The organism is Mycobacteriales bacterium (assembly GCA_035690485.1).
Classification (GTDB): Bacteria; Actinomycetota; Actinomycetes; order JAFAQI01; family DASSKL01; genus DASSKL01.
Window position 1 is genome coordinate 20,758 of sequence record DASSKL010000073.1, and the last position, 21,347, is coordinate 42,104.

The following is a 21,347-nucleotide window of genomic DNA, read 5'->3' on the forward strand; positions in this document are numbered from 1 at the left end:
CACCGCCATCATCGCAACGGGCTGGGTTCCGCTCGGGTCATCTCAGTACGGGACGCCGATCTTGCGCCACCTGCGGCCACCGGTGCCGGGCTCGGGCGGATGGACCGCTCGCCGCCGCCGGTAGACGATGTAGGGGCGCCACAAGTACCAGAGCGGATAGCTCCATGCGTGTACGAGCCGGCTGAACGGCCACACCGCGAAGATCACCCAGGCGGCGGTGGCGTGGACCTGGTACATGATCGGCGCGTTGGAGATCAGGTGGACGTGCGGATCGCCGGCGAACAGGCCCCGGAACCACACCGACACGCTGTTGCGGTAGTCGTAGCCGCTGCCGATCTCCTGCACGCCGAGAGTCAGGTAGATACCGAGACCGACGATGATGCCGAGCAGGATCAGCGCGAGGTAGTCGACCGCAGTGGTCGTTGCCCGCACCCGCGGCACGCCGGTACGACGGAGCAGCAGGATGCCCCCGCCGATCAGGACACCCACCGCCGCGATCGAGCCGGCGATACCGGAGAACGTGGTGTAGACGTGCTCGGGGATGCCGAGCCACTCGGTGACCGCCTTGGGGATCAGGATGCCGATCACGTGGCCTCCGATGGCGGCGAAGGTCGCGTAGTGGAACAGCGGAGCGCCCCACTTCAGCAGGCGCTTCTCCTGGAGCTCGGTCGAACGGCTGGTCCAGCCGAACTGGTCGTAGCGCCAGCGCCAGACGTGGCCGACGACGAACACGATCATCGCGGCGTAGGGCAGGATCACCCACCACCACAGGTCCCAGCCGCTCATGGACGCATCCCCGCCCCGGCCATGTAGTCGGGTGGGGCGAACGGTTCGAGCCCCACCTCCTCCTGCGGCGGCCCGGCGTCCCAGGCCTGACCGACGATGGTCAGGTCGCGGCGTCGCAGCCGGGGCAGCTGCGTGCAGACGGCCTCGACCACATCGGCGTACGGCGTCTCCGCCTCGTGCAGCGCCCTGCGCAGCAGCTCGAGGTCGGCGCGGTGCGCGCGCAGCATCGACTCACCACGCGGGCTGAGCGACGCGAAGTCGAGCACCATCGGCAGGTAGTCGGGGAGCTCGTCGTCGGTCGGGGTGAACCCCGCCGCGCGGTAGGCCGTCTTGAATGCGAGCATCGACATGCCGCGCTTGCGGGTGTCGCCGTAGCGGTAGTAGGTCAGGTACAGCGCGCAGCGGCGACGCAGGTCGAAGGTCTCGACGTAGTGCTGCGCAACCTCCGTCGGGCTGGTGACGCGCAGCCAGTCGAGGAACCGGCCGAACGCGTCACGGCCGGCCCGCGGTGCGGTCTGCGCCGCCGAGGCCTCGAGGTGGTCGAGGCCGTCGAACAGCCTGACGGTCGGGTACTGCAGCAGGACCGAGGCGAGCTTGAACGGGCTGACCGTCACGACGCACCGCCCTCGGGGAAGAGGTTCGGCGCGGCGCCTTCACCGTTCCAGCCGAGCAGGTTGAAGTGCACCCGCCCGTCGGCGGCGCGGAACGTCTGCGTCGTCGCCACCTCGTCCGGTGCGGTCGCCGGGTGGAAGCTGCGGATGCCGTGCCCGCCCATCCCGGGGCCGCCGTCGGTGTCGAGGCTGCAGAACAGCTGCTCGTGCTGGGCCATCAGCCGGCCGGCGTCCTCGGCGTGCGCCTTCGGGATGACGTAGCGGTCGTCGTACTTCGCGATCGCCAGCAGCCGGTAGAGGTCGTCGAGGTCGTCGACGGTGGAGCCCACCGACTCCGGTAGACCATCGTCGGCCTCCAACCCCAGCTGACCGGCGCGCTGGATCGTCCGGACCGCGGCGAGCTTGCGCAGCACCGTCCGCACGGTCTCGGCGCGTCCGGCGGTGAACAGGTTGGCGAGGTAGTCGATCGGGACGCGCAGCGCGTCGATCGTCGCGAAGACCCGGTCGGGATCCGCGTCGTCGTAGCCCTCGGCGTGCACGATGTCGGCGACCGGTGACAGCGGCGGGATGTACCAGACCATCGGCAGGGTGCGGTACTCCGGGTGCAGCGGCAACGCGACACGGTGCTTGGCAGCCAGGGCGTAGACGGGTGAGCGTCGCGCGGCGTCGATCCAGTCGGCCGGCATGCCCTGCCGCGCGGCCTCGGCCTGCACCTCGGGGTCCTCGGGGTCGAGGAACACCGACAGCTGTGCTTCGTAGAGGTCCTGCACGTCGGTGGTGGCTGCGGCGCCGAGCACCCGGTCGGCGTCGTACAGGACCAGTCCGAGGTAGCGCAGCCGGCCGACGCAGGTCTCCGAGCAGACCGTCGGCTGCCCGGCCTCGATCCGCGGGTAGCACAGCGTGCACTTCTCGGCCTTGCCGGTGCGGTGGTTGAAGTAGACCTTCTTGTAGGGGCAGCCGGACACGCAGAACCGCCAGCCGCGGCAGCGGTCCTGGTCGACCAGGACGATGCCGTCCTCCTCGCGCTTGTACATCGCGCCGGAGGGGCAGGAGGCGACGCACGACGGGTTCAGGCAGTGCTCGCAGATGCGGGGCAGGTAGAACATGAAGACCTGCTCGAACTCCATCCGCACCCGTTCCTCGAGCCCGGCGAGGTTGGGGTCGTTGGCGGCGTAGTCCGGCGAGCCGGCCAGGTCGTCGTCGAAGTTGCTGCCCCAGCTGACCTTCATCTGCCGGCCGGTCAGCGCCGAGATCGAGTGCGCGCTGGGGTTCTGGGTGCCGAGCGGCGCCTCGATGAGGGTCTGGTAGTCGTAGGTCCACGGGTCGCCGTACTCGTCGATCGACGGCAGGTCGGGGTTGTAGAAGATCGACAGCAGCTTGCGCAGCCGCCCGCCCGCCCGCAGCTGCAGGCGGCCCTTGCGGTCCAGCGCCCAGCCGCCGTGCCACTGCTCCTGGTCCTCGTAGCGCTTGGGGTAGCCGATGCCGGGCTTGGTCTCGACGTTGTTGAAGTAGACGTACTCGGTGCCCGGCCGGTTGGTCCAGACCTGCTTGCAGGTGACCGAGCAGGTGTGGCAACCGATGCACTTGTCGAGGTTCATCACCATTGCCATCTGCGCCATCACTCTCATCGGCGCACCCCGCAGACTCCGTTGCGCTGCATCAGAACTGCACCTCCTGGGAGCGGCGGCGGATGACGGTGATCTCGTCGCGTTGGTTGCCGGTCGGGCCGTAGTAGTTGAAGGCGTAGGTGAACTGCCCGTAGCCGCCGATCATGTGGGTGGGCTTGATGACCAGGCGGGTGAGGGAGTTGTCGGACCCCCCGTGCCACCCGGAGACCTCGGAGCGCGGAGTCATCAGGTGGCGGTCCTTCGCGTGGTACATGAAGACGGTGCCGGGCGGCATCCGGTGCGTCACGACCGCACGGCAGGCGACGACCCCGTTGCGGTTGTAGGCCTCGATCCAGTCGTTGTCGCGCACGTCGATCTTCGCCGCGTCCTCCGGGCTCATCCAGATCACCGGACCGCCGCGGAACAGCCGCAGCATGTGCAGGTTGTCCTGGTACTCCGAGTGGATGGACCACTTCGAGTGCGGGGTGAGGTAGCGCACGGTGATCTCCGGCCGGCCTGCCTCCTCGAGGCCCTGCTCGCCGAAGTGGCGGACGTAGTTCAGCGGCGGACGGAAGGTCGGCAGCCACTCGCCGTACTCCGCGATCCAGTCGTGGTCGAGGAAGAAGTGCATGCGGCCGGTCAGCGTGTGCCACGGCTTGTTGCGTTCGACGTTGACGACGAACGGGGAGTAACGCCGCCCGCCGGTCTCACTGCCCGACCACTCGGGTGAGGTGATGACGGCTCGGGGTTGCACCTGGATGTCGCTGAAGTTGATGTGCTCGCCCGCCCGCTCCTCCGCGAGGTCGGCCAGGGATTGGCCGGTCTGCTTCTCGAGTGCGGCCCAGGCCTGCAGCGCAACCTTGCCGTTGGTGGTGCCGGACAGCGCGAGGATCGCCTCGGCCAGGTGCACGTCCCTGCGCAGCGACGGGCGCCCGTCGCCGACACCGCCCCTGACGACACCGTTGGCACGCCGCAGGTAGTCGACCGCGCCGGACGGCACCCAGGTCAGGCCCTTCGTGGTGGTGCCCAACGTGTCGACCAACGGTCCCAGCGCCGCCATCTTCGCGGCCACCGCGGTGTAGTCGCGCTCGATGGTGACCAGCTTCGGCATCGTCTGCCCAGGGACCGGCTCACCCTCTCCCGCCTTCCAGTCGCGCACCTGCCCACCGGGCTGCGCCATCTCGTCCGGGCTGTCGTGTGCGAGCGGCGCGGCGACGACGTCGGTGCGCGTGCCCAGGTGGGTGGCGGCGAGCCGCGAGAACTCCTCGCCGATGAGCCGGAACGCGTCGAAGTCGGTGCGGGTCTCCCACGGCGGCGCAATGGCCGGGTTGAACGAGTGCACGAACGGGTGCATGTCGGTGGTGGAGATGTCGTGCTTCTCGTACCACGTCGCCGCGGGCAGTACGACGTCGGCGTAGGTGCACGTGCTCGTCATCCGGAAGTCGATCGCGGTGATCAGATCGAGCTTGCCGCGCGGCGCCTCCTCCCGCCAGGTGACCTCGACGGGGCGAAGGTCCGGAGGCGACTCCTCGGCGCGCACCGCGTCCTCGACCCCGACGAGGTGGCGCATGAAGTACTCCATGCCCTTGCCCGAGGAACCCAGCAGGTTGGCCCGCCACACGGTCAGCACCCGCGGGAAGTTCGCCGGGTTGTCCGGGTCCTCGCCGGCGAAGTGCAGCCGGCCGGCCTTGAGCTCCTCGACGACGTGGTCGGCGACGGGCTTGCCGGCGCGTGCCGCCTCGTCGGCGAGGTCCAGCGGGTTGCGGTCGAACGCCGGGTGTGACGGCGTCCACCCGAGGCGGGACGCCTGCGCCAGGCAGTCGGCGAAGGTGCGCCCGTGCAGAAGCCCCTGCCCGAGCGGGCTGGCCAGCTCGCCGGCGCCGAAGCTCTCGTAGCGCCACTGGTCGCTGTGCAGGTAGAAGAACGACGTGCCGGTCATGTGCCGCGTGGGGCGCTGCCAGTCGAGGCCGAACGCCGTCGTCGCCCACCCCGTCAGCGGCCGGACCTTCTCTTGCCCCACGTAGTGCGCCCAGCCGCCGCCGTTGACGCCCTGCGTGCCGCACAGCATCAGCAAGGTGAAGAACGTGCGGTAGATCTGGTCGGAGTGGTACCAGTGGTTGCTGCCCGCTCCCATGGCGATCATCGACCGGCCGCGGGACAGCTCGGCATTGCGCGCGAACTCGCGGGCCACCCGGATCGCCGCCGCCGCCGGCACCGACGTGATCGCCTCCTGCCATGCGGGCGTGTAGGGCTGCGGGTCGTCGTACGACGCCGGCCACTGCCCGGGCAGTCCTTCCCGCGGCACCGCGTAGTGCGCCATCAGCAGGTCGAACACCGTGGTCACCAGCCGGCCGCCGATGCGCAGGACCGGCACACCGCGCCGCACGGACTCGCCGCCCTCGGTCGGCCCGATGTCGAAGCGCGGCAAGTCGACTGCGACGGCGTCGTCGCTGCGGTCGTGCAAGGTCAGCGCCGGGTCGACCGCACCGAGATCGAGGTTCCAGCGACCCTCGTTGGCCGGGCCGAACCGGAAACCCAGCGACCCGTTCGGTGCGACCGGCTCGCCGGTCGCTGCATCGAGCAGCACCGGCTTGTGCGCGGCTCCCTCACCGGTCTCTCCCAGGTCGGCGGCGGTGAGGAAGTGCCCCGGCACGTAGCCGTCACCGCGCTCACGCAACGTCACCAGGAACGGCAGGTCGGTGTAGCGCTTCACGTAGTCGTCGAAGTAGGGCACCCGCCGGTCACGGAAGAACTCGCTGAGGATCACGTGCCCCATCGCCATCGCCAGCGCGCCGTCGGTGCCGGGTGCGGCGGGCAGCCAGTCGTCGGCGAACTTCGTGTGGTCGGAGAAGTCGGGACTGACGACGACGACCTTCTGCCCCCGGTAACGCGCCTCGGTCATGAAGTGCGCATCCGGGGTGCGAGTGATCGGCAGGTTGGTGCCCCAGATGATCAAGTAGGAGGAGTTCCACCAGTCGCCGGACTCCGGCACGTCGGTCTGGTCACCGAAGACCTGCGGGGAGGCCGGCGGCAGGTCGGCGTACCAGTCGTAGAAGGACAGGATCGTCCCGCCGATCATCGACAGGAAGCGGGTGCCGGCGGCGTAGGAGACCTGCGACATGGCCGGGATCGGCGAGAAGCCGACGACCCGGTCCGGTCCGAACTCCTTGACCGTGTGCACGTGCGCAGCCGCGATCAGCTCGGTCACCTCCGGCCAGGTGGACCGGACGAACCCGCCCTTGCCCCGGAAGCGCTTGTACGCCGCCGCCTTCTCCGGGTCGCCGCTGATCTCCGCCCACGCCTCGACCGGGTCGCCGAGCCGGGTGCGGGCCTCTCGCCACATCTCCAGCAACGGGCCGCGTACGTAGGGGTAACGCACCCGCGACGGCGAGTAGGTGTACCAGGAGAACGACGCCCCGCGCGGGCAACCCCGGGGCTCGTACTCCGGCGAGTCGGGACCCACCGACGGGTAGTCGGTCTGCTGGGTCTCCCAGGTGATGATCCCGTCCTTGACGTAGACCTTCCACGAGCACGAACCGGTGCAGTTGACCCCGTGGGTGGAGCGGACCTCCTTGTCGTGGCGCCACCGCTCCCGGTAGAACTCCTCCGCACCCCGCCCGTCCACGCGGTGCACCTCGCGGTAGTCCTGCGACGGCACGCCGGGCGTGAAGAACTGCGCCCGGCGCAGCAGCGCCTCCACCGGCTCGCCACCCGGCAGCAATGGCGCCAGCAGCTCTGATCGATCGGTCGTCTCGGTCACCTCGGCCACCTTTGTCCCGGTGTGCGTCGACCCCCGTGACCCGACGTTATCGGGCTCCCGCCGCCACACCTATACCGCGTCGTGAGGTGGCAGCGCTCGTGGGGCCCACGACGCAGGGAACCTCGCCCGCCGGTGGACCCACGGGCTGGCCTAGACATCTCGCTGACCGATAGGGATGCTCGGATTGACCCGCATGACACCGCAACAGCGGTCCCCCACCGGCGGCAGTTGCGCCGGCAACACCTGAACGGAGAGCAGATGCAGCTCGGCATGGTGGGCCTCGGTCGGATGGGCGCCAACTTGGTCCGCCGGCTACAGCGCGCAGGTCACGAGTGCGTCGTCTACGACGTGAGCGCCGAAGCGATCCAGACGCTGGTCCGCGAGGGCGCGACCGGCGCGAGCTCGCTCGACGACTTCGTCGCGATGCTCGACGCGCCGCGCGCCGCCTGGGTGATGGTGCCCGCGGGTGACATCACCGGTCGAACCGTGCAGGAGCTCGCCGACCGGATGGCCGCCGGCGACGCGATCATCGATGGCGGCAACTCCTACTATCGCGACGACATCGCCCGGGCCCGCGACCTGGCGACCCGCGGGATCGACTACCTCGACGTCGGCACCAGCGGTGGCGTGTGGGGGCTCGAGCGGGGCTACTGCCTGATGATCGGCGGCCCAGAGCGTGCGGTCGCGCGGTTGGGTCCGATCTTCGCCGCGATCGCGCCGGGCGTGGATGCGGCTGCGCGCACACCGGGGCGCACCGGCGACCCGTCGCCGGCCGAGCAGGGCTACCTGCACTGCGGCCCCGCCGGCGCCGGTCACTTCGTGAAGATGGTGCACAACGGGATCGAGTACGGGCTGATGGCCTCATACGCAGAGGGGCTCAACATCCTGCGCAACGCCAACGCCGGAACGGTCGAGCGGACCGCCGACGCCGAGACCACACCGATGTCCGACCCGCAGTACTACCAGTACGAGCTCGACCTGCCGGCAATCGCGGAGGTGTGGCGGCGCGGCAGCGTGATCGCGTCCTGGCTGCTCGACCTCACCGCGACCGCGCTGCACGAGTCGCCGGACCTCGCGGAGTTCTCCGGGCGGGTGTCCGACTCCGGAGAGGGCCGCTGGACTGCCCTGGCCGCGATCGACGAAGGGGTGCCCGCGCCGACGCTGGCGACGGCACTGTTCTCCCGGTTCGCCTCCCGTGACCTGAACCACTTCGCCAACCAGACGCTCTCGGCGATGCGCAAGCAGTTCGGCGGGCACGCCGAGAAGCCCGCCGGCTGACGGGTCATGGCTCACGACTTCCTGGTGCTGCTGTTCGACATCGACGGCACGCTCATCGTCACCGGCGGCGCGGGGGCGGCCTCCTGGCGGCTCGCATTCGACGAGCTGTACGGCATTCCCGCCGACATCGGGCAGTTCACCGACGTCGGCATGACCGATCCCGATGTCGGCCGCAAGACGTTCGCCGCAGTGCTCGGGCGGCAACCGGAGCGGGCCGAGTTCACCAAACTGATGGAGCGGCGGCTGCACTACCTGCACCAGACGGTCGCCGACTCCACGGACTACCGCGTGCTGCCGGGCGTCGAGCAGCTGCTGCCACAGCTCATCGATCAGGGTTACCTGCTCGGCCTGGTCACCGGCAACGTCGAAGCCGCCGCGCACATCAAGCTGCACCGCGCCAAGCTCAACCGCTTCTTCTCCTTCGGCGGCTACGGGTCCGACTCCACTGACCGCCCCGAGCTCACGCTGATCGCGCTGCAGCGCGCGAACCTCGTCTACGGCCAGGACATCACCCGTGCACGCTGTCTCGCGATCGGTGACACGCCCCACGACGTGGAGGCGGCGCACGCCGTCGGCGTCGCCTGCGTCGGTGTCGGCAGCCACCACTACACGGCCGACCAGCTGCACGACGCCGGTGCCGACTTCGCCATCACCTCGCTCGAGGACGAGCTGCCGCTGTAACCGCGCATCGCGCCGGTGATCTACCGGCACTGTCGAGCCGGCTCGCCTGCTGCCGCGCGCCTGACAGTCAGTACTCACCCTTGATGACGAAGTACGTGCCGCGGATCGTGCCGGCCAGCTTCGACTTCTGCCGCGCGAACTTGAACGACGCGAGCTCGGTCGGGATCTCCATCCCTTCGCAGAGCTTGAACCCGACCGCCCGCTTGCCCCCATCGGCCAGGCTGTACAGCACGTTCACCGACAAGCCGCTCGCGTAGAAGACGTACGGCCATCGGATGTTCTCCACCGCCACCTCCGCCGCCTCCAGCGGCGCTGACGAGATGACGATGCCTCGCTCCTTCTCGAGGATCCGGTGCACCCACTCGATGGTGTCTTCCGCGTCCTTCGCGGGCCGCACGGTGAAATCGATGCCGTACTTGTTCTTGAAGTAGCGAGCCTCGTTCGCGCGCACGCCGGCCAACGCTTCGGCGAACGGCGACGACTCCAGGCCCACGGTCGAGACGTTCGTGAAGTCCACCGTGTGGGCGGTTCCGTCGGCGGTCACTGCCCTCAGCCCTCGCCCATACCGGGCACCGGCTCGGGCGCGGCGCCCTGCCGCACCTTTTCCTCGATCCGCTTGCCGATGTCGGGGTCGATGCTCTGCCAGTAGCCGAACGCGCGCTCCAGCGCCTCTCCGTGCACGCCGCCCAGCAGGCTGCCGCTCACCTGCTCGACGAGCCGGTCGCGCTGGAGGTCGTCGAACACGTCGCGGACGAGAGCGCCCGGCTGGCCGAAGTCGTCGTCGTCCGCGTGCAGCTCGTAAGCGCTGCGCACCATGTCTCCGTCGACCGCCCATGACTCTTCCAATGCGGCCCCGCCGTCGGCCCACGCGCGGCCCTGCGAGTTGGGGGCATAGACCGGCTGGTTGCCCGAGTTGTCGAAGGCCATCTGCCCGTCGAAGAGATAGGTGTTCGTGGCCCCGTTGCGCGGCCGGTTGACCGGCAGCTGGTGGAAGTTGGTGCCGATGCGGTTGCGCTGGGCGTCGTGGTAGGCGAAGGCCCGGCCGAGCAGCATCTTGTCGGGGGACAGCCCGATCCCCGGGACGACGTTGCCCGGCGAGAACGCCGCCTGCTCGATGTCGGCGAAGAAGTTGCCCGGGTTGCGGTTGAGCGTCATCGTCCCGACCCGGATGAGCGGGTAGTCGGCGTGCGGCCACACCTTCGTCAGGTCGAACGGGTTGAACCGGTAGGACCGCGCGTCGTCGTACGGCATCACCTGCACGTACAGCGTCCACCTCGGCAAGTCGCCGCCGGCGATCGCCTCGAACAGGTCGCGGCGGTGGAAGTCGGCATCGGTTCCGGCCATCAGTGCGGCCTCGTGGTTGGTGAACGTCTGCCAGCCCTGGTCGGTCTTGAAGTGGTACTTCACCCAGAACCGCTCCCCCGACACGTTGACCCACATGAAGGTGTGCGAGCCGTAGCCGTTCATGTGCCGCCACGTGCGCGGCAGGCCGCGGTCACCCATGAGGTAGGTGACCTGGTGCGCGGACTCGGGGTTGAGCGTCCAGAAGTCCCACTGCATGTGGTTGTCGCGCAGCCCCGAGTCGGGCAGCCGCTTCTGGCTGCGGATGAAGTGCGGGAACTTCATCGGGTCACGCACGAAGAACACCGGGGTGTTGTTGCCGACCAGGTCGTAGTTGCCCTCGGGCGTGTAGAACTTCAGCGAGAAGCCGCGCACGTCGCGCCACGTGTCGGGGCTGCCCATCTCCCCCGCCACCGTGGAGAAACGGATCAGCAGGTCAGTGCGCGCGCCGGGCTGGAACAACGCCGCCCTCGTGTACGACGACACGTCTTCGGTCGTCTCGAACACGCCGTAGGCACCACCCCCCTTGGCGTGCGGTTGGCGCTCCGGCACCTTTTCACGGTTGAAGTGCGCCATCTGCTCGAGGAAGTGCACGTCGTGCAGCAGCAGCGGCCCGTTGGCGCCGACCGACAACGAATTGCGGTCACTCGGCGCCGGTGCGCCCGCCGCCGTGAACGAGCCACCACCAGACCGGCCGTCCGTCGTCGCCATCGCTGCCTCCCGGTCGTCGGTGAGGGAATGTCCCGATCCACACGAGCTGAGCATCCCCAGCCGGCCGGCCGGCTGCAAGCCGACAGCTACGCCCCCACCGCGGTGCTGCGGCTGTGCCCTCGGGTGGAACCGATGGCAGCCGGGCTGCGTTCGCTGAATGTGCTGTCCGCCTGGGAAACGGTCGTGGTCGCCTTCGGCGGGGCGCTCCTACTGGTGGTCATCTGCGCCGCCACCTGGCGGCAGCAGGGTCGGGGGTAGGGCTGGGGACGACCGCTGCCGCACTCGTGGCGGTGCTCGTCGCGGCGTCACGCCTTGTGAGATCCGGCTTTCCGCGTGTCGTAGCGTTCGGCGGGTGACCCGGCCGCAGACTCGCGTGGACGAGTCACCGGGCAACGAACAGGGCCCCCTGGCTCGCTCCGCCGAGGACAGGCGTGCCATCTGGGTGATGTCGCTCTGCCACGGCATCCAGCACTTCTACGTCGCCGGCCTGGCCGTGACCTACCCGTTCGTGGTTGCTCACTTTCACATCTCGTACACCGTGCTCGGACTCTGGCTCACCGCCGCCGGGGTCATCGGCGGCATCCTGCAGGCCAGCGCCGGCTTCGTGCGGCGAGCCCGCGTGCGGGTGATCCTGACCCTGCAGGACCTCGGCATGGCAGGCGCGGCCTTCCTCGGCGCGGCCAGCCCAGCCTTCACCGTTTTCGGGTCGGCGAGGATCAGTGGCGCCGTCGCCAGCTGGCCGCAACATCCGGTGGGTTCCGCCTACCTGTCCGAGCGTTTCCCCCGCCGGCGTGCCACGGCCCTCAGCTGGCACACGGCCGGGGGCAGCGCGGGCACGGCCGTGGTGCCGCTGATCGCCTCGGCCGTGATCGCCACCGCCGGCTGGCGCTGGGCGCTGGTCACGGTCGGCGGCGCGCTGGTGGCCGGTGCCGCGCTGGTCTGGACCGCACTTCCCGACGAACGGTCGCGCACGCTGTCCGGGCCCGACGGGGCCGCGGCGTCGATGCGCGCGGCACTGCATCACATCCTCCGGCAGCGCCAGGCGGTCGCGGTCCTGGCGGCGGGGACCGTCGCTGCCGGCGGCCGCGGGCTGGGCGTGCTCAACGCCTACATCCCGGCGTACCTCCGCTCGGGTCTGCACCTGTCGGCTCTCGGTGTCGGCGGCATCTTCACGGTCGTCATGGTCGCGAGCATCGCCGGCCCGGTCGCGGGTGGCATGCTGGCCGACCGGTTCGGCCGTCGCCGGATCCTGATCGTCACCTATGTCGGCGGCGCGCTGGCCGTGGCCGCGTTCGGCGCGGTGGGTCGCCACCTGGTCGCTCTCGTCGTGACCGGGCTCTTGGTCGGCGTGCTGGCCTACGCCGAATCACCCCTGCTGCAAGCCCTCTTCGCCGACATGACCGCCGACACGGAGCCCCGCGCCGCCTTCGGCGTCTTCTACGCCATCGCCTACGGAGTCGGTGCGCTGTGGACGGCGATCGTCGGCTGGCTCATCGACGTGGCCGGGTTCAGCGCCGCATTCGGTGTGATGGGGGCGTCGTTCGTGGCCGCCGCACTGATCATTCACCTCGGCATCAGCGACCGGCCCGGACTCGACCGATCACTGCAGCGATAGACCGGGCCTGTCCTCCACGGCGCCCGGGGCGACGGTCGCGGCTCCGCTGCGGGCTGATCCTCGCGCTGGTGGCGCGCGCGAGGCTCGGGTGCGATGCTCGACGCATGGCCCGCATCGATTCGTACGAACTCGCGGACGACGACGCCGAAGGCACGCAGGCAACCCAGCACCGCAAACGTGACCAGGACGGTGTCGCATCGTTACGCGACACCGAAGCGGAGGCCGGCGACGACGAGGAAGTCACTGACGACTTCGACATGGACGACAGGGAAGCGCTCGAGGTCGGGGCCAATCTCGACGACCGCGACGAACCTGAGCCCGGCTTCGACTGACACGTCAACTCGCAGCCTGGGCCAGTGTGCTGACCATTCATACGGCACGCGCTCGGAAGCCGGTGACGTAACGTTCCGCCACATCGGTGCCAGGAATGATGATCTCGCGCGCTGATGTGCCGATGGTCGAGGGAGATCGCGATGGCGGACGCAGTCGGCGAACAGCCGGCTCGGCACCACGTGAACGGGACCGATCAGGTGCCCTCGTCCGACACTGCTGGGAACGGCAACCGGCGAGTTCCCTGGAGGGTGGAGGGCGAGCGGCCGGCGTCGGATCAGATCGACGGTCCACGCAAGGACTCCCCTCCGCTGCGCCGACCGCGCTTCTGGTGGGTGCTGCTGGTCCTGCTCGTTCTCAACTGGGTGATCTCGGCGGTGTTCCTGCGGCCGTCGGCGCCGACGGAGGTGCCGTACTCGTTCTTCCGCGCGCAGGTGCAGGCAGGAAACGTCGTCGAGGTGACGGCGGTTGAGGACGCGATCGACGGGCGGTTCAAGGACCCGGTGCGGCCACCGACCGTGCCAGGCACGGACGAGAACAGCGGGCGCAAGCCGCTGACGGAGTTCAGCACCCACCGGCCCGGCTTCGCCAACGATGACAAGCTGTTCGACCTGCTCGCCAGCAAAGACGTCACGGTGAGCGCGAAACCACCCCCTGGCCCCTCGCTGCTGGAGCGGGTGCTCCTCGGGTTCGGCCCGACGCTGCTGCTGGTCGGCCTGTTCGTGCTGCTGATGCGTCGCGCCGGTGCGGGGGCCTCCGGGCTCGGCGGGCTGGGCCGGTCCCGCGCACGCCGATATGAGCCGGAAGCTGGACGGCGTACGACGTTCGCCGACGTCGCCGGCATCGACGACGTCGAGGACGAGGTCGCCGAGATCGTCGACTTCCTGCGCAACCCCGACCGCTACCGGCGTCTCGGCGCAGCCATGCCGAAGGGCATCCTGCTCGCCGGGCCGCCCGGCACCGGCAAGACGCTGCTCGCCCGCGCGGTCGCCGGCGAGGCTGACGTGCCGTTCTACTCGGTCTCGGCGTCGGAGTTCATCGAGATGATCGTCGGGGTCGGCGCCAGCCGAGTGCGCGACCTGTTCGCGCAGGCCAAGGAACACGCCCCGTCGATCATCTTCATCGACGAGCTCGACGCGATCGGCCGGGCTCGGGGCGGTTCGATGAGCATCGGCGGCCACGACGAGCGGGAGCAGACGCTCAACCAGATCCTCACCGAGATGGACGGTTTCACCGGCCGCGAGAACGTCGTCGTTCTCGCCGCCACCAACCGGCCCGACATCCTCGACCAGGCCCTGCTGCGACCTGGCCGCTTCGACCGACGTCTCATGATCAACCCACCGGACATGAAAGGTCGTCGCGAGATCCTCGACGTGCACGTCCGGTCGGTGCCGCTGGATGCCGACGCAGACCTCGACACCGTTGCCGCCATCACCCCCGGCATGGTCGGCGCCGACCTGAAGAACCTCGTCAACGAGGCGGCTCTGCTCGCGGCCCGACGGGACGGGGACACCGTCCGACTGCGGGACTTCACCGAGGCGCTGTCGAAGATCCAGCTCGGCAGCGAGCGGCGGATCGTGGTGTCCGAGGACGAGCGGCGGCGCACCGCCTACCACGAGGCCGGTCATGCGCTGCTGGGCATGCTCACGCCGGGCGCCGACCCGGTCCGCAAGATCTCGATCGTCCCGCGCGGGCACGCGCTCGGGGTCACGTTCCAGAGCCCCGACACCGAGCGCTACTTCTACAGCGAGCCCTACCTGCGCGGCCGCATCGCCGGCATGCTCGGTGGCCGCGCCGCCGAGCAGATGGTCTTCGGGGACGTCACCACCGGCGCGGAAAGCGACCTCGAGCAGGCAACCGCGCTCGCCCGACAGATGGTGGGTCGCTGGGGCATGTCCGAACGGGTCGGCGCGATGTCCGTGCTGCCCGACCCGCGCCGGGAACAGGCGTTCTCGTTCGACGGCGGCGGGACGTCACCGGCGACCAGGGAGCTGGTCGAGTCCGAGGTACGCCGCATCCTCAAGGAGTGCTCCCAGCAGGCTCGCAGCGTTCTGGACAAGGAGCGGGCACGGCTCGAGGGGCTGGTCGAGGCGCTGCTGTCGGCGGAAACGCTCGACTCGGCGGATGCCTACCGCGCGAGCGACCTGACCCTGCCGCGCGGCTCCTCCCCGGACGAACCGGCCGGCACCTGACACAACGTCGTCTCCCGCTACCACCTTCGCGACGTCAACCTCTCGCCGCACCAGACGTGCCATGCAGCCGCGAGCCGCGTGGGCCGGGAGCGCGCGGTCTCAGCGATCGCGCAGCAACTCTCGCGACATGACGAGCCGCTGGATCTGGTTGGTGCCTTCGTAGATCTGGGTGATTTTCGCGTCGCGCAGCATCCGTTCGACGGGGAAGTCCTGGGTGTAGCCGTAGCCGCCGAGGATCTGTACGGCGTCGGTGGTGACCTTCATGGCGACATCGGAGGCGAAGCACTTGGCGGCGGCTGAGGTGAAGGTGAGGTCATCGGCGCCGTGGTCGGCTTTGGCGGCGGCCGCATAGATGAGGTGGCGGGCCGCTTCGATCTGCATGGCCATGTCGGCGAGCATGAAGCCGATGGCCTGGAAGTCGCTGATGGGACGACCGAACTGCTGGCGGGTCTTGGCGTAGCCGACGGCGACGTCGAGGGCGCCTTGGGCGATGCCGAGGGCTTGGGCGCCGATGGTGAGCCGGGTGTGGTCCAGGGTGCGCAGGGCGGTCTTGAACCCGGTGCCGGGCTCGCCGATGATCCGGTCGACGGGGATGCGGCAGTTCTCGAAGTGGATCTCGCAGGTGGGGGATCCCTTGATGCCGAGCTTGTGCTCCCGGCTGCCGACGGAGAAGCCGGGGTCGTCGGCATGCACGACGAACGCGGAGATCCCGCGGGCGCCCTGAGCAGGGTCGGTCTTGGCCATCACCGTGTAGTACTGGGAGACGCCGGCGTTGGAGATCCAGCACTTCGTGCCGTTGAGCACCCAGCCGTCGCCGTCTCGGGAGGCGCGGGTGCGCATGGCGGCCGCGTCGGAGCCGGCTTCACGTTCGGACAGTGCGTAGCTGAACATCGCCCGCCCCGAGGCGACCTCGGGCAGGTACCTCCGCCGGAGGGTCTCGCTGCCGGCCAGCAGGATCGGCATGGTGCCGAGCTTGTTCACCGCCGGGATCAGCGAGCTGGAGGCGTCCGCGCGGGCGATCTCCTCCACGACGATGGCGCCGGCGATGGCGTCGGCACCCATACCGCCGTACTGCTCGGGGATGTGCACGGCCTGCAGGTCGGCGCGGCAGAGCACGTCGTAGACATCGTGCGGGAACTCGGCGGTGCGGTCGATCTCCGCGGCACGTGGTGCGATCGCGTGGTCGGCGATCTGGCGCACCGTCTTGCGCAACAGCTCATGATCTTCGGACAGCGTGTAAAGGCTGGGCATGACTTATCGGCTTCCTGCCATCATCGAACGGGCCGGTTGCGGGGCGCAGCGCAGGATGTGCGGCGCGTAGAGGCGAGGCCGGATCTCGAGAGAGTCGGCGCGCAGAATGTCCGCCAGCGACAGCAGGTGCAGCCTGGGCTGGCCGTCTCGCCAGATCAGCGTGTAGGCATACCACGGGTTGGACCCGGGTTCCGGGTCGACGACGGTCCACCGGCGGGTGTCGGTACGCCCGAGCAGAACCGGCCGTCCACACCGATCGCAGACGTCACGCTGGAGGTCGGTCATGGCCCGGACCACCGGCCTGCGTGGACGTTGATCCAGGCGAGTTCACCAGCTCGGCTGCTCGGCGTATCCGCCCCGGTAGGCCACCACGCCGTCAGGTCCGCGTCCCGCTTCACCGCCACCGCAAACCGCCGGCGCATGCGCCCGCGGCCCGCGATCTCCTGAGCGTCCACAGCAGGTCATCCTTGTATACGTGGAAGTCCGATTGTAGGTCGACCTACTTGTCTTCTGCAACGTCCACGAGGAGACTGTCGCCGTTCTGCATGCCACGGATCTGGACCGGAAGGAGCAAACCGTCCATGAGTGACCAGGCACCTGCAATGGCACAGCTTCTGAAGGATGCGCCGTCGAACTGGGGCAAATGGGGGCCGGATGACGAACTCGGCTCGCTCAACTACCTGACCAACGCAGAGGTTCTGCGCGGCGTTCAAGCCGCGCGCCAGGGCAAGGTCTTCACACTGCAGGTACACATGGGTCACGAGAAGGGTGACCCGGTCTGGCCCGGCCGGCGAGGTGCCGAGCGGTACATGGTCGTGGACGAGGGCACGTGGCTAGGCGACAAGGCACCACAGTTCCCGGGCGGCCTGCACTACGCGGACGATTTCATCACGGCGTTTCTGCAGGGGTCGACGCAGTACGACGCGCTGGGTCACGTCTGGTACGACGGCAAGATCTACAACGGTTACGACGCCAGTACGACGATCGGCGGTCTGACGAAGGCGAGCGTGCTCCCCATAGCCGAGCACGGCGTGGCAGGTCGCGGAATTCTGATCGACCTGGCCAGGCATCGCGGCAAGGCGTCGTTGGCGAAGGGCGAAACATTCACCCATCAAGACGTGCTTGACGCGGCAGAGTCCCAAGGGGCCGCCATCGAAAAGCACGACGTCCTGTTGATCCGAACTGGATGGATTTCCACGTGGTACGAGAGCACGCCCGCCGAGTTCTACGAGGGATTCAACGAACCGGGACTCACCTACACACCCGAACTCGTCGAGTGGTTCCAAGAGATGGAAATTCCCAATCTGGTCACCGACACCATCGCCAACGAGGTGACGTACGAGCCGGACACAGGCGTCGCGCTGCCGCTCCATTGTGCCTTGATGCGCAATCTCGGTGTGGCGTTCACCGAAATCTGCACACTCGACGCCCTGGCTGAAGACTGTGCCACGGACGGGCAGTGGACGTTCCTCTATACCGCGGCTCCGCTGAAGGTTGTTCGCGGTACAGGGGCGCCCGTCAACCCGCTCGTCATCAAGTAGAACCGGTGCGGGCGCCTCGCTGATGCGACGAGGCAAGCGTTGCGGCTCGTGAGTGCAGCAGACGCGTTCGCGCTCGAAGGTCGAGGCGTTCCGCTATGTATGGTTTGCGCGTGCCGACACGCAGGCGGGTGACCTTCGACCCAATCGCAGAGGCGACGCGCCAGTGGGACGAGCGGTTCGGTCGGTCACTGCCGATGACGACCGTGATCTCGCTCATGCGAGCACATCAGCTGGTGCAGGCGGGTGTCGACGCGTGCCTGCTTCCCTTCGGACTCTCGTTCGCTCGCTATGAGGCACTCGTTCTCTTGTCCTTTACCCGACAAGGTCGCCTACCCATGAACAAGATGGGCGAGCGTCTCATGATCCACCCGACGAGCGTCACCAACATCGTCGATCGACTGGAACAGGATGGCCTGGTCATACGAGCAGAGAATCCTGCGGACCGCCGGTCACGACTGGTAGAGATCACATCGGTCGGTAGGAGCACCGCCGAACAAGCAACTCAAGCGCTGAACACGGCAGAGTTCGGGCTGGCAGCGATGCCTGACCGTGACCTGCAGGCGCTCGTAGGGATCTTGCGGCGGCTGCGTCTCAATTCCGGAGACCTTCAGACCCAGTAGTCCAGGAGGCCGGCCCACTCGACTGCCACCGCAGGGACACAAAGAGTTCAAACCAGCTTCACACACACGAACGGCAGGAGCGTCATGGCATACGGCGTCGACCTCGAGACCGAATCGGGAATCGCCCTGGTGCGTCTCAACCGGCCTGAGCAGCGCAACGCCCTGGACGGGACCATGTTGACGCAGCTTGACGCTGCTCTCACGGAGAGCGAGGAGCGCGACGACGTCCAGGTGGTCATCGTCACCGGCGCTGATCCCGCCTTCTGCGCGGGCCTCGACGTGGGCGCGCTGACCCGGCCGGGCGGACTCAACATCAGCGAGCTGACGCCGAAGGGGCGACCCTGGCCCGCGCAGCATCACAAGCCGTGGATCGGCGCGATCAACGGCGTGGCTATCACTGGTGGTCTTGAGCTGGCGCTGGCCTGCGATTTCTTGATCGCCTCAGAACAGGCGCGCTTCGCCGACACCCACGCACGGCTCGGCATCCTGCCGTTTTGGGGACTGACCGCAGAGCTGCCGCAAGCCGTCGGGCTACGGGCCGCCCGACTGATGAGCCTGACCGGTAATTTGATCAATGCGCATGAGGCGCACGAGTGGGGTCTCGTCTCCCGGGTGGTCCCGCATGACCGGTTGATGACTGCTGCGCGCCAACTCGCTGAAGACATCACCAGCAATGATCTCGCGGCGGCACAAGTCATCAGGCAAGAGCATGAAGCGGGGCTGTCGATGAGCGCAGACTCCGCGCGAGACGTGGAAGTCCGGCGAGCAGTGGAATGGCAGGGGACCGGCTGGGACAGCGATCGCATGGCCGCGCGCATCGAGGCTGTGAAGCAACGGGGACGCGCGCAGAAGTAGCCTCTCCGGCGGGCGGTCTCGCGACCGCCCGCCGAGAACTAGGCGCGTAAGAGCCTTCAGCCTTGCTGATCCGGTGATCGACCTACTTGATGGCTTGCGGGTTGACCGGCGAGCCGACTGAGCCCGTCACGGTGAGTGGCGGCGCAACCAACATGAACTCGTAGACGCCATCCTCGGCGCAGTCCGCGGCCAGCGCCTCCATGTCCCACATCTCACCCAGGTAGATGCCTGCGTTGACGAGCATGATGATGTGCAGGGGCTGCCACACATCAGGACTCTCGTTGGGCAGCACCTCAGTTCCCCAGGTGTCGGTGGCCACCGCAGCGACGTGACGCGGGCAGAAGAAGTCCGCAGCACTGATGGCAAGCCCGGGTGCGGGGCCTCCGGCGAAGTCGCCCCAGGCGCCTGCAGTACGACGCTCGAGCATCTGCCCCGTGCGCACGAGAACGATGTCGCCCTCCTCGACGGCCACTCCCTGCCGCTGCGCGCACGCCTCGAGATCTTCGGCGCTGATCGGCTCACTCGTCTCAAGCCACTGCTTGCCCTTGAACCGAGGAATGTCCAGCAGAACTCCGCGACTGACCGCACGATCCCGTATGTTCGTTATGCTGTTCTTCTTCGCGCCTTGGCTAGTCACCATTTCGGTGCCAAAGCCGTTGTACATCTGCCCTTCGTGATAGATGTGCGAGAGCGCGTCCCACTGAGTTGAGCACTGCAGCACGAGGTAGACGGCGTCATCGGTGTAACGCAGTGTGGGCAGGTGGTCTTGCGCCCCCGAAGAGATGTCGCCGCCGTCCTGGAGCATGAGGTGTACCGGGTTGATGCGGCCGAGGCCGCCCGTCATCGGACCCTCCCCGTCCAGCGGAAGAGCCAGTGAAAAGACTCTGCCCTTTCGCACGAGCTTGGCCGCAGCCGCGACCTTCTCAGCCGTGATGTAGTTGGCCGATCCCAACTCGTCCTCTGCCCCCCACTTCCCCCAATTGCGGTACTGGTGGGCCTTCTTCACCACCGACTCGACGCTGACAGGTGCATCAGTTGCGGTCACGACTATCCTTCCTTTGACGAACGGCCCCGCTACGGGTGGGTACGGATTTCTGTCACGACGACGTGGCGGTCTGTCGAGCGGCGAGCACCGCCGCGATGATCGCCACGGCGTAGACGATCTGCTTGACGGCTTCCGGAAGAGACGTGCCGGACAAGGTCGTACTGATGGTCTGCAGGATCAACGCGCCGCCAATCACGCCGATGTAGAGGCCCCGCCCCCCCATGATGCTGGCGCCGCCGAGTACCACGGCAGCCAGCGTCAGCAGGAGGTAAGGGTCACCCATACCCAGGAAACTCTGGTTGCCGTAGCCGTCGAGCATGATCGCAGTCAGCGCGGCGCACAGTCCGCTGATCGCGTAGACCGTGATGATGACGCGATTGACTCGTACCCCGGACAGGTAGGCGACCTGACGATTGCTACCGACCGCGTAGACGAACCGACCGAACACCGTCTTGCTCATTAGGAACGACGCGAGCGCGGCGAACCCGGCCAGGATGAAGATCACATAAGGAACGCCCTGGAAGTCGCCCTGAATCGCATTCACGACGACCTTGGGCGTGAACCCCTTAGGCGTGCCGTTGGTGTAGACCAGCACCACGCCGCTGAGGATCACATTGACCGCCAACGTCATCACGACTGGCGACAGTTTGAGGTAGACGATGCCGATACCGTTGGCGATTCCAATGGCCGCGCCCATCGCGCAGATCAAGGGCAGCGCCCACGCGACGTTACCGCTCGATCCGGCGCAAAAGCCCGTGAACATGACACCGGCGAGTGTGATGACGCTCGGGATCGACAGGTCCAGACCACCTGTCAGAACAACGACGAACTGACCGAAGCTTGCGATAGCCGTGAACGTGGCGATCGCCGCGACGCTCTTGACGAAACCGATCGAACCGTAGGACGAGCTGACCGCTTTGGACGCAAAAATAAGAACAACGAGAAAGACGTAGACGGCGAGGACGGTCCGGGTCGACCGTTGGCGCCACAGCATCTGCCACGTCGAGATGAGCTGCGGCTCTGGCGTGTCAACGGGTACTGCGGGCTGGCTGTATGCCACGTTTCGCTCGGCCCCTTCGCGTCGTAACGGCTACTTCATCGATAGGACGGCGCCGACCTGATC

The 21,347-nt window shown here is 68.1% G+C and carries 19 protein-coding genes; 9 read left to right on the forward strand and 10 right to left on the reverse strand.

What is annotated here, in order from left to right; all coding sequences use genetic code 11:
- Positions 1–42: 42 nt before the first annotated feature.
- The 4 genes from narI to VFJ21_10510 are packed head-to-tail and all read right to left on the reverse strand — an operon-like array spanning position 43 to position 6,692.
- Positions 43–786 carry a respiratory nitrate reductase subunit gamma gene (gene narI, locus VFJ21_10495; protein HET7407548.1) on the reverse strand — a complete coding sequence of 248 codons (744 nt, stop codon included), beginning with the start codon at positions 784–786 and terminating at the stop codon, positions 43–45.
- A complete protein-coding gene (gene narJ, locus VFJ21_10500; protein HET7407549.1) occupies positions 783–1,400 on the reverse strand; it encodes a nitrate reductase molybdenum cofactor assembly chaperone in 618 nt (205 codons plus the stop codon). Before narJ ends, narI begins: the two co-directional genes overlap by 4 nt.
- Positions 1,397–3,025, reverse strand: a complete 1,629-nt coding sequence (narH, locus tag VFJ21_10505) for a nitrate reductase subunit beta (protein ID HET7407550.1) — start codon at positions 3,023–3,025, stop codon at positions 1,397–1,399. The genes narJ and narH overlap by 4 nt, the downstream gene beginning before the upstream one ends.
- Positions 3,026–3,056: 31 nt before the next feature.
- The gene (locus tag VFJ21_10510; protein HET7407551.1) at positions 3,057–6,692 is read right to left on the reverse strand and encodes a nitrate reductase subunit alpha; all 3,636 of its coding nucleotides are present in this window, start codon (positions 6,690–6,692) and stop codon (positions 3,057–3,059) included.
- A 330-nt stretch (positions 6,693–7,022) separates the two neighbouring features.
- On the opposite strand from VFJ21_10510, the gene gnd reads away from it, so the two are divergent.
- A complete protein-coding gene (gene gnd, locus VFJ21_10515) occupies positions 7,023–8,042 on the forward strand; it encodes a decarboxylating 6-phosphogluconate dehydrogenase (protein ID HET7407552.1) in 1,020 nt (339 codons plus the stop codon).
- Positions 8,043–8,048: 6 nt separating this feature from the next.
- Positions 8,049–8,723 carry an HAD family hydrolase gene (locus VFJ21_10520; GenBank protein HET7407553.1) on the forward strand — a complete coding sequence of 225 codons (675 nt, stop codon included), beginning with the start codon at positions 8,049–8,051 and terminating at the stop codon, positions 8,721–8,723.
- Positions 8,724–8,790: 67 nt separating this feature from the next.
- Here the strand turns inward: VFJ21_10520 and VFJ21_10525 are convergent, their stop codons facing one another.
- Together VFJ21_10525 and VFJ21_10530 are read right to left on the reverse strand one after the other, a co-directional pair.
- Entirely contained in the window at positions 8,791–9,267 is a 477-nt protein-coding gene (locus VFJ21_10525) for a phage tail protein (protein ID HET7407554.1), read from the reverse strand.
- A 5-nt stretch (positions 9,268–9,272) separates the two neighbouring features.
- Positions 9,273–10,775, reverse strand: coding sequence for a catalase (locus VFJ21_10530; GenBank protein ID HET7407555.1), 1,503 nt, complete (start codon positions 10,773–10,775; stop codon positions 9,273–9,275).
- A 27-nt stretch (positions 10,776–10,802) separates the two neighbouring features.
- Here VFJ21_10530 and VFJ21_10535 point away from each other — a divergent pair, with 27 nt between their 5' ends.
- From VFJ21_10535 to ftsH, 4 genes are all read left to right on the forward strand, one after another.
- The gene (locus tag VFJ21_10535; protein HET7407556.1) at positions 10,803–11,033 is read left to right on the forward strand and encodes a hypothetical protein; all 231 of its coding nucleotides are present in this window, start codon (positions 10,803–10,805) and stop codon (positions 11,031–11,033) included.
- A 94-nt stretch (positions 11,034–11,127) separates the two neighbouring features.
- Complete coding sequence (locus tag VFJ21_10540; GenBank protein ID HET7407557.1) at positions 11,128–12,390, forward strand: MFS transporter; 1,263 nt, start codon at positions 11,128–11,130, stop codon at positions 12,388–12,390.
- 104 nt (positions 12,391–12,494) lie between these two features.
- Positions 12,495–12,722, forward strand: a complete 228-nt coding sequence (locus tag VFJ21_10545) for a hypothetical protein (GenBank protein ID HET7407558.1) — start codon at positions 12,495–12,497, stop codon at positions 12,720–12,722.
- 249 nt (positions 12,723–12,971) lie between these two features.
- Positions 12,972–14,912: an ATP-dependent zinc metalloprotease FtsH gene (gene ftsH / locus VFJ21_10550; protein HET7407559.1), complete on the forward strand. Its 1,941-nt coding sequence runs from the start codon at positions 12,972–12,974 to the stop codon at positions 14,910–14,912.
- Positions 14,913–15,011: 99 nt separating this feature from the next.
- Here the strand turns inward: ftsH and VFJ21_10555 are convergent, their stop codons facing one another.
- Both VFJ21_10555 and VFJ21_10560 read right to left on the reverse strand, forming a co-directional pair.
- Positions 15,012–16,163, reverse strand: coding sequence for an acyl-CoA dehydrogenase family protein (locus tag VFJ21_10555; protein ID HET7407560.1), 1,152 nt, complete (start codon positions 16,161–16,163; stop codon positions 15,012–15,014).
- Positions 16,164–16,166: 3 nt separating this feature from the next.
- The gene (locus VFJ21_10560; GenBank protein HET7407561.1) at positions 16,167–16,448 is read right to left on the reverse strand and encodes a hypothetical protein; all 282 of its coding nucleotides are present in this window, start codon (positions 16,446–16,448) and stop codon (positions 16,167–16,169) included.
- A 296-nt stretch (positions 16,449–16,744) separates the two neighbouring features.
- Here VFJ21_10560 and VFJ21_10565 point away from each other — a divergent pair, with 296 nt between their 5' ends.
- The 3 genes from VFJ21_10565 to VFJ21_10575 all read left to right on the forward strand — a co-directional run bounded on the left by VFJ21_10565 (position 16,745) and on the right by VFJ21_10575 (position 19,179).
- Positions 16,745–17,704: a cyclase family protein gene (locus tag VFJ21_10565; GenBank protein ID HET7407562.1), complete on the forward strand. Its 960-nt coding sequence runs from the start codon at positions 16,745–16,747 to the stop codon at positions 17,702–17,704.
- A gap of 110 nt (positions 17,705–17,814) precedes the next feature.
- The gene (locus VFJ21_10570) at positions 17,815–18,324 is read left to right on the forward strand and encodes a MarR family transcriptional regulator (GenBank protein HET7407563.1); all 510 of its coding nucleotides are present in this window, start codon (positions 17,815–17,817) and stop codon (positions 18,322–18,324) included.
- 84 nt (positions 18,325–18,408) lie between these two features.
- Entirely contained in the window at positions 18,409–19,179 is a 771-nt protein-coding gene (locus VFJ21_10575; GenBank protein HET7407564.1) for an enoyl-CoA hydratase, read from the forward strand.
- A gap of 82 nt (positions 19,180–19,261) precedes the next feature.
- Here the strand turns inward: VFJ21_10575 and VFJ21_10580 are convergent, their stop codons facing one another.
- Positions 19,262–20,224, reverse strand: a complete 963-nt coding sequence (locus VFJ21_10580; protein HET7407565.1) for a cyclase family protein — start codon at positions 20,222–20,224, stop codon at positions 19,262–19,264.
- A 52-nt stretch (positions 20,225–20,276) separates the two neighbouring features.
- A complete protein-coding gene (locus tag VFJ21_10585; protein HET7407566.1) occupies positions 20,277–21,284 on the reverse strand; it encodes an ABC transporter permease in 1,008 nt (335 codons plus the stop codon).
- Positions 21,285–21,347: the final 63 nt, after the last annotated feature.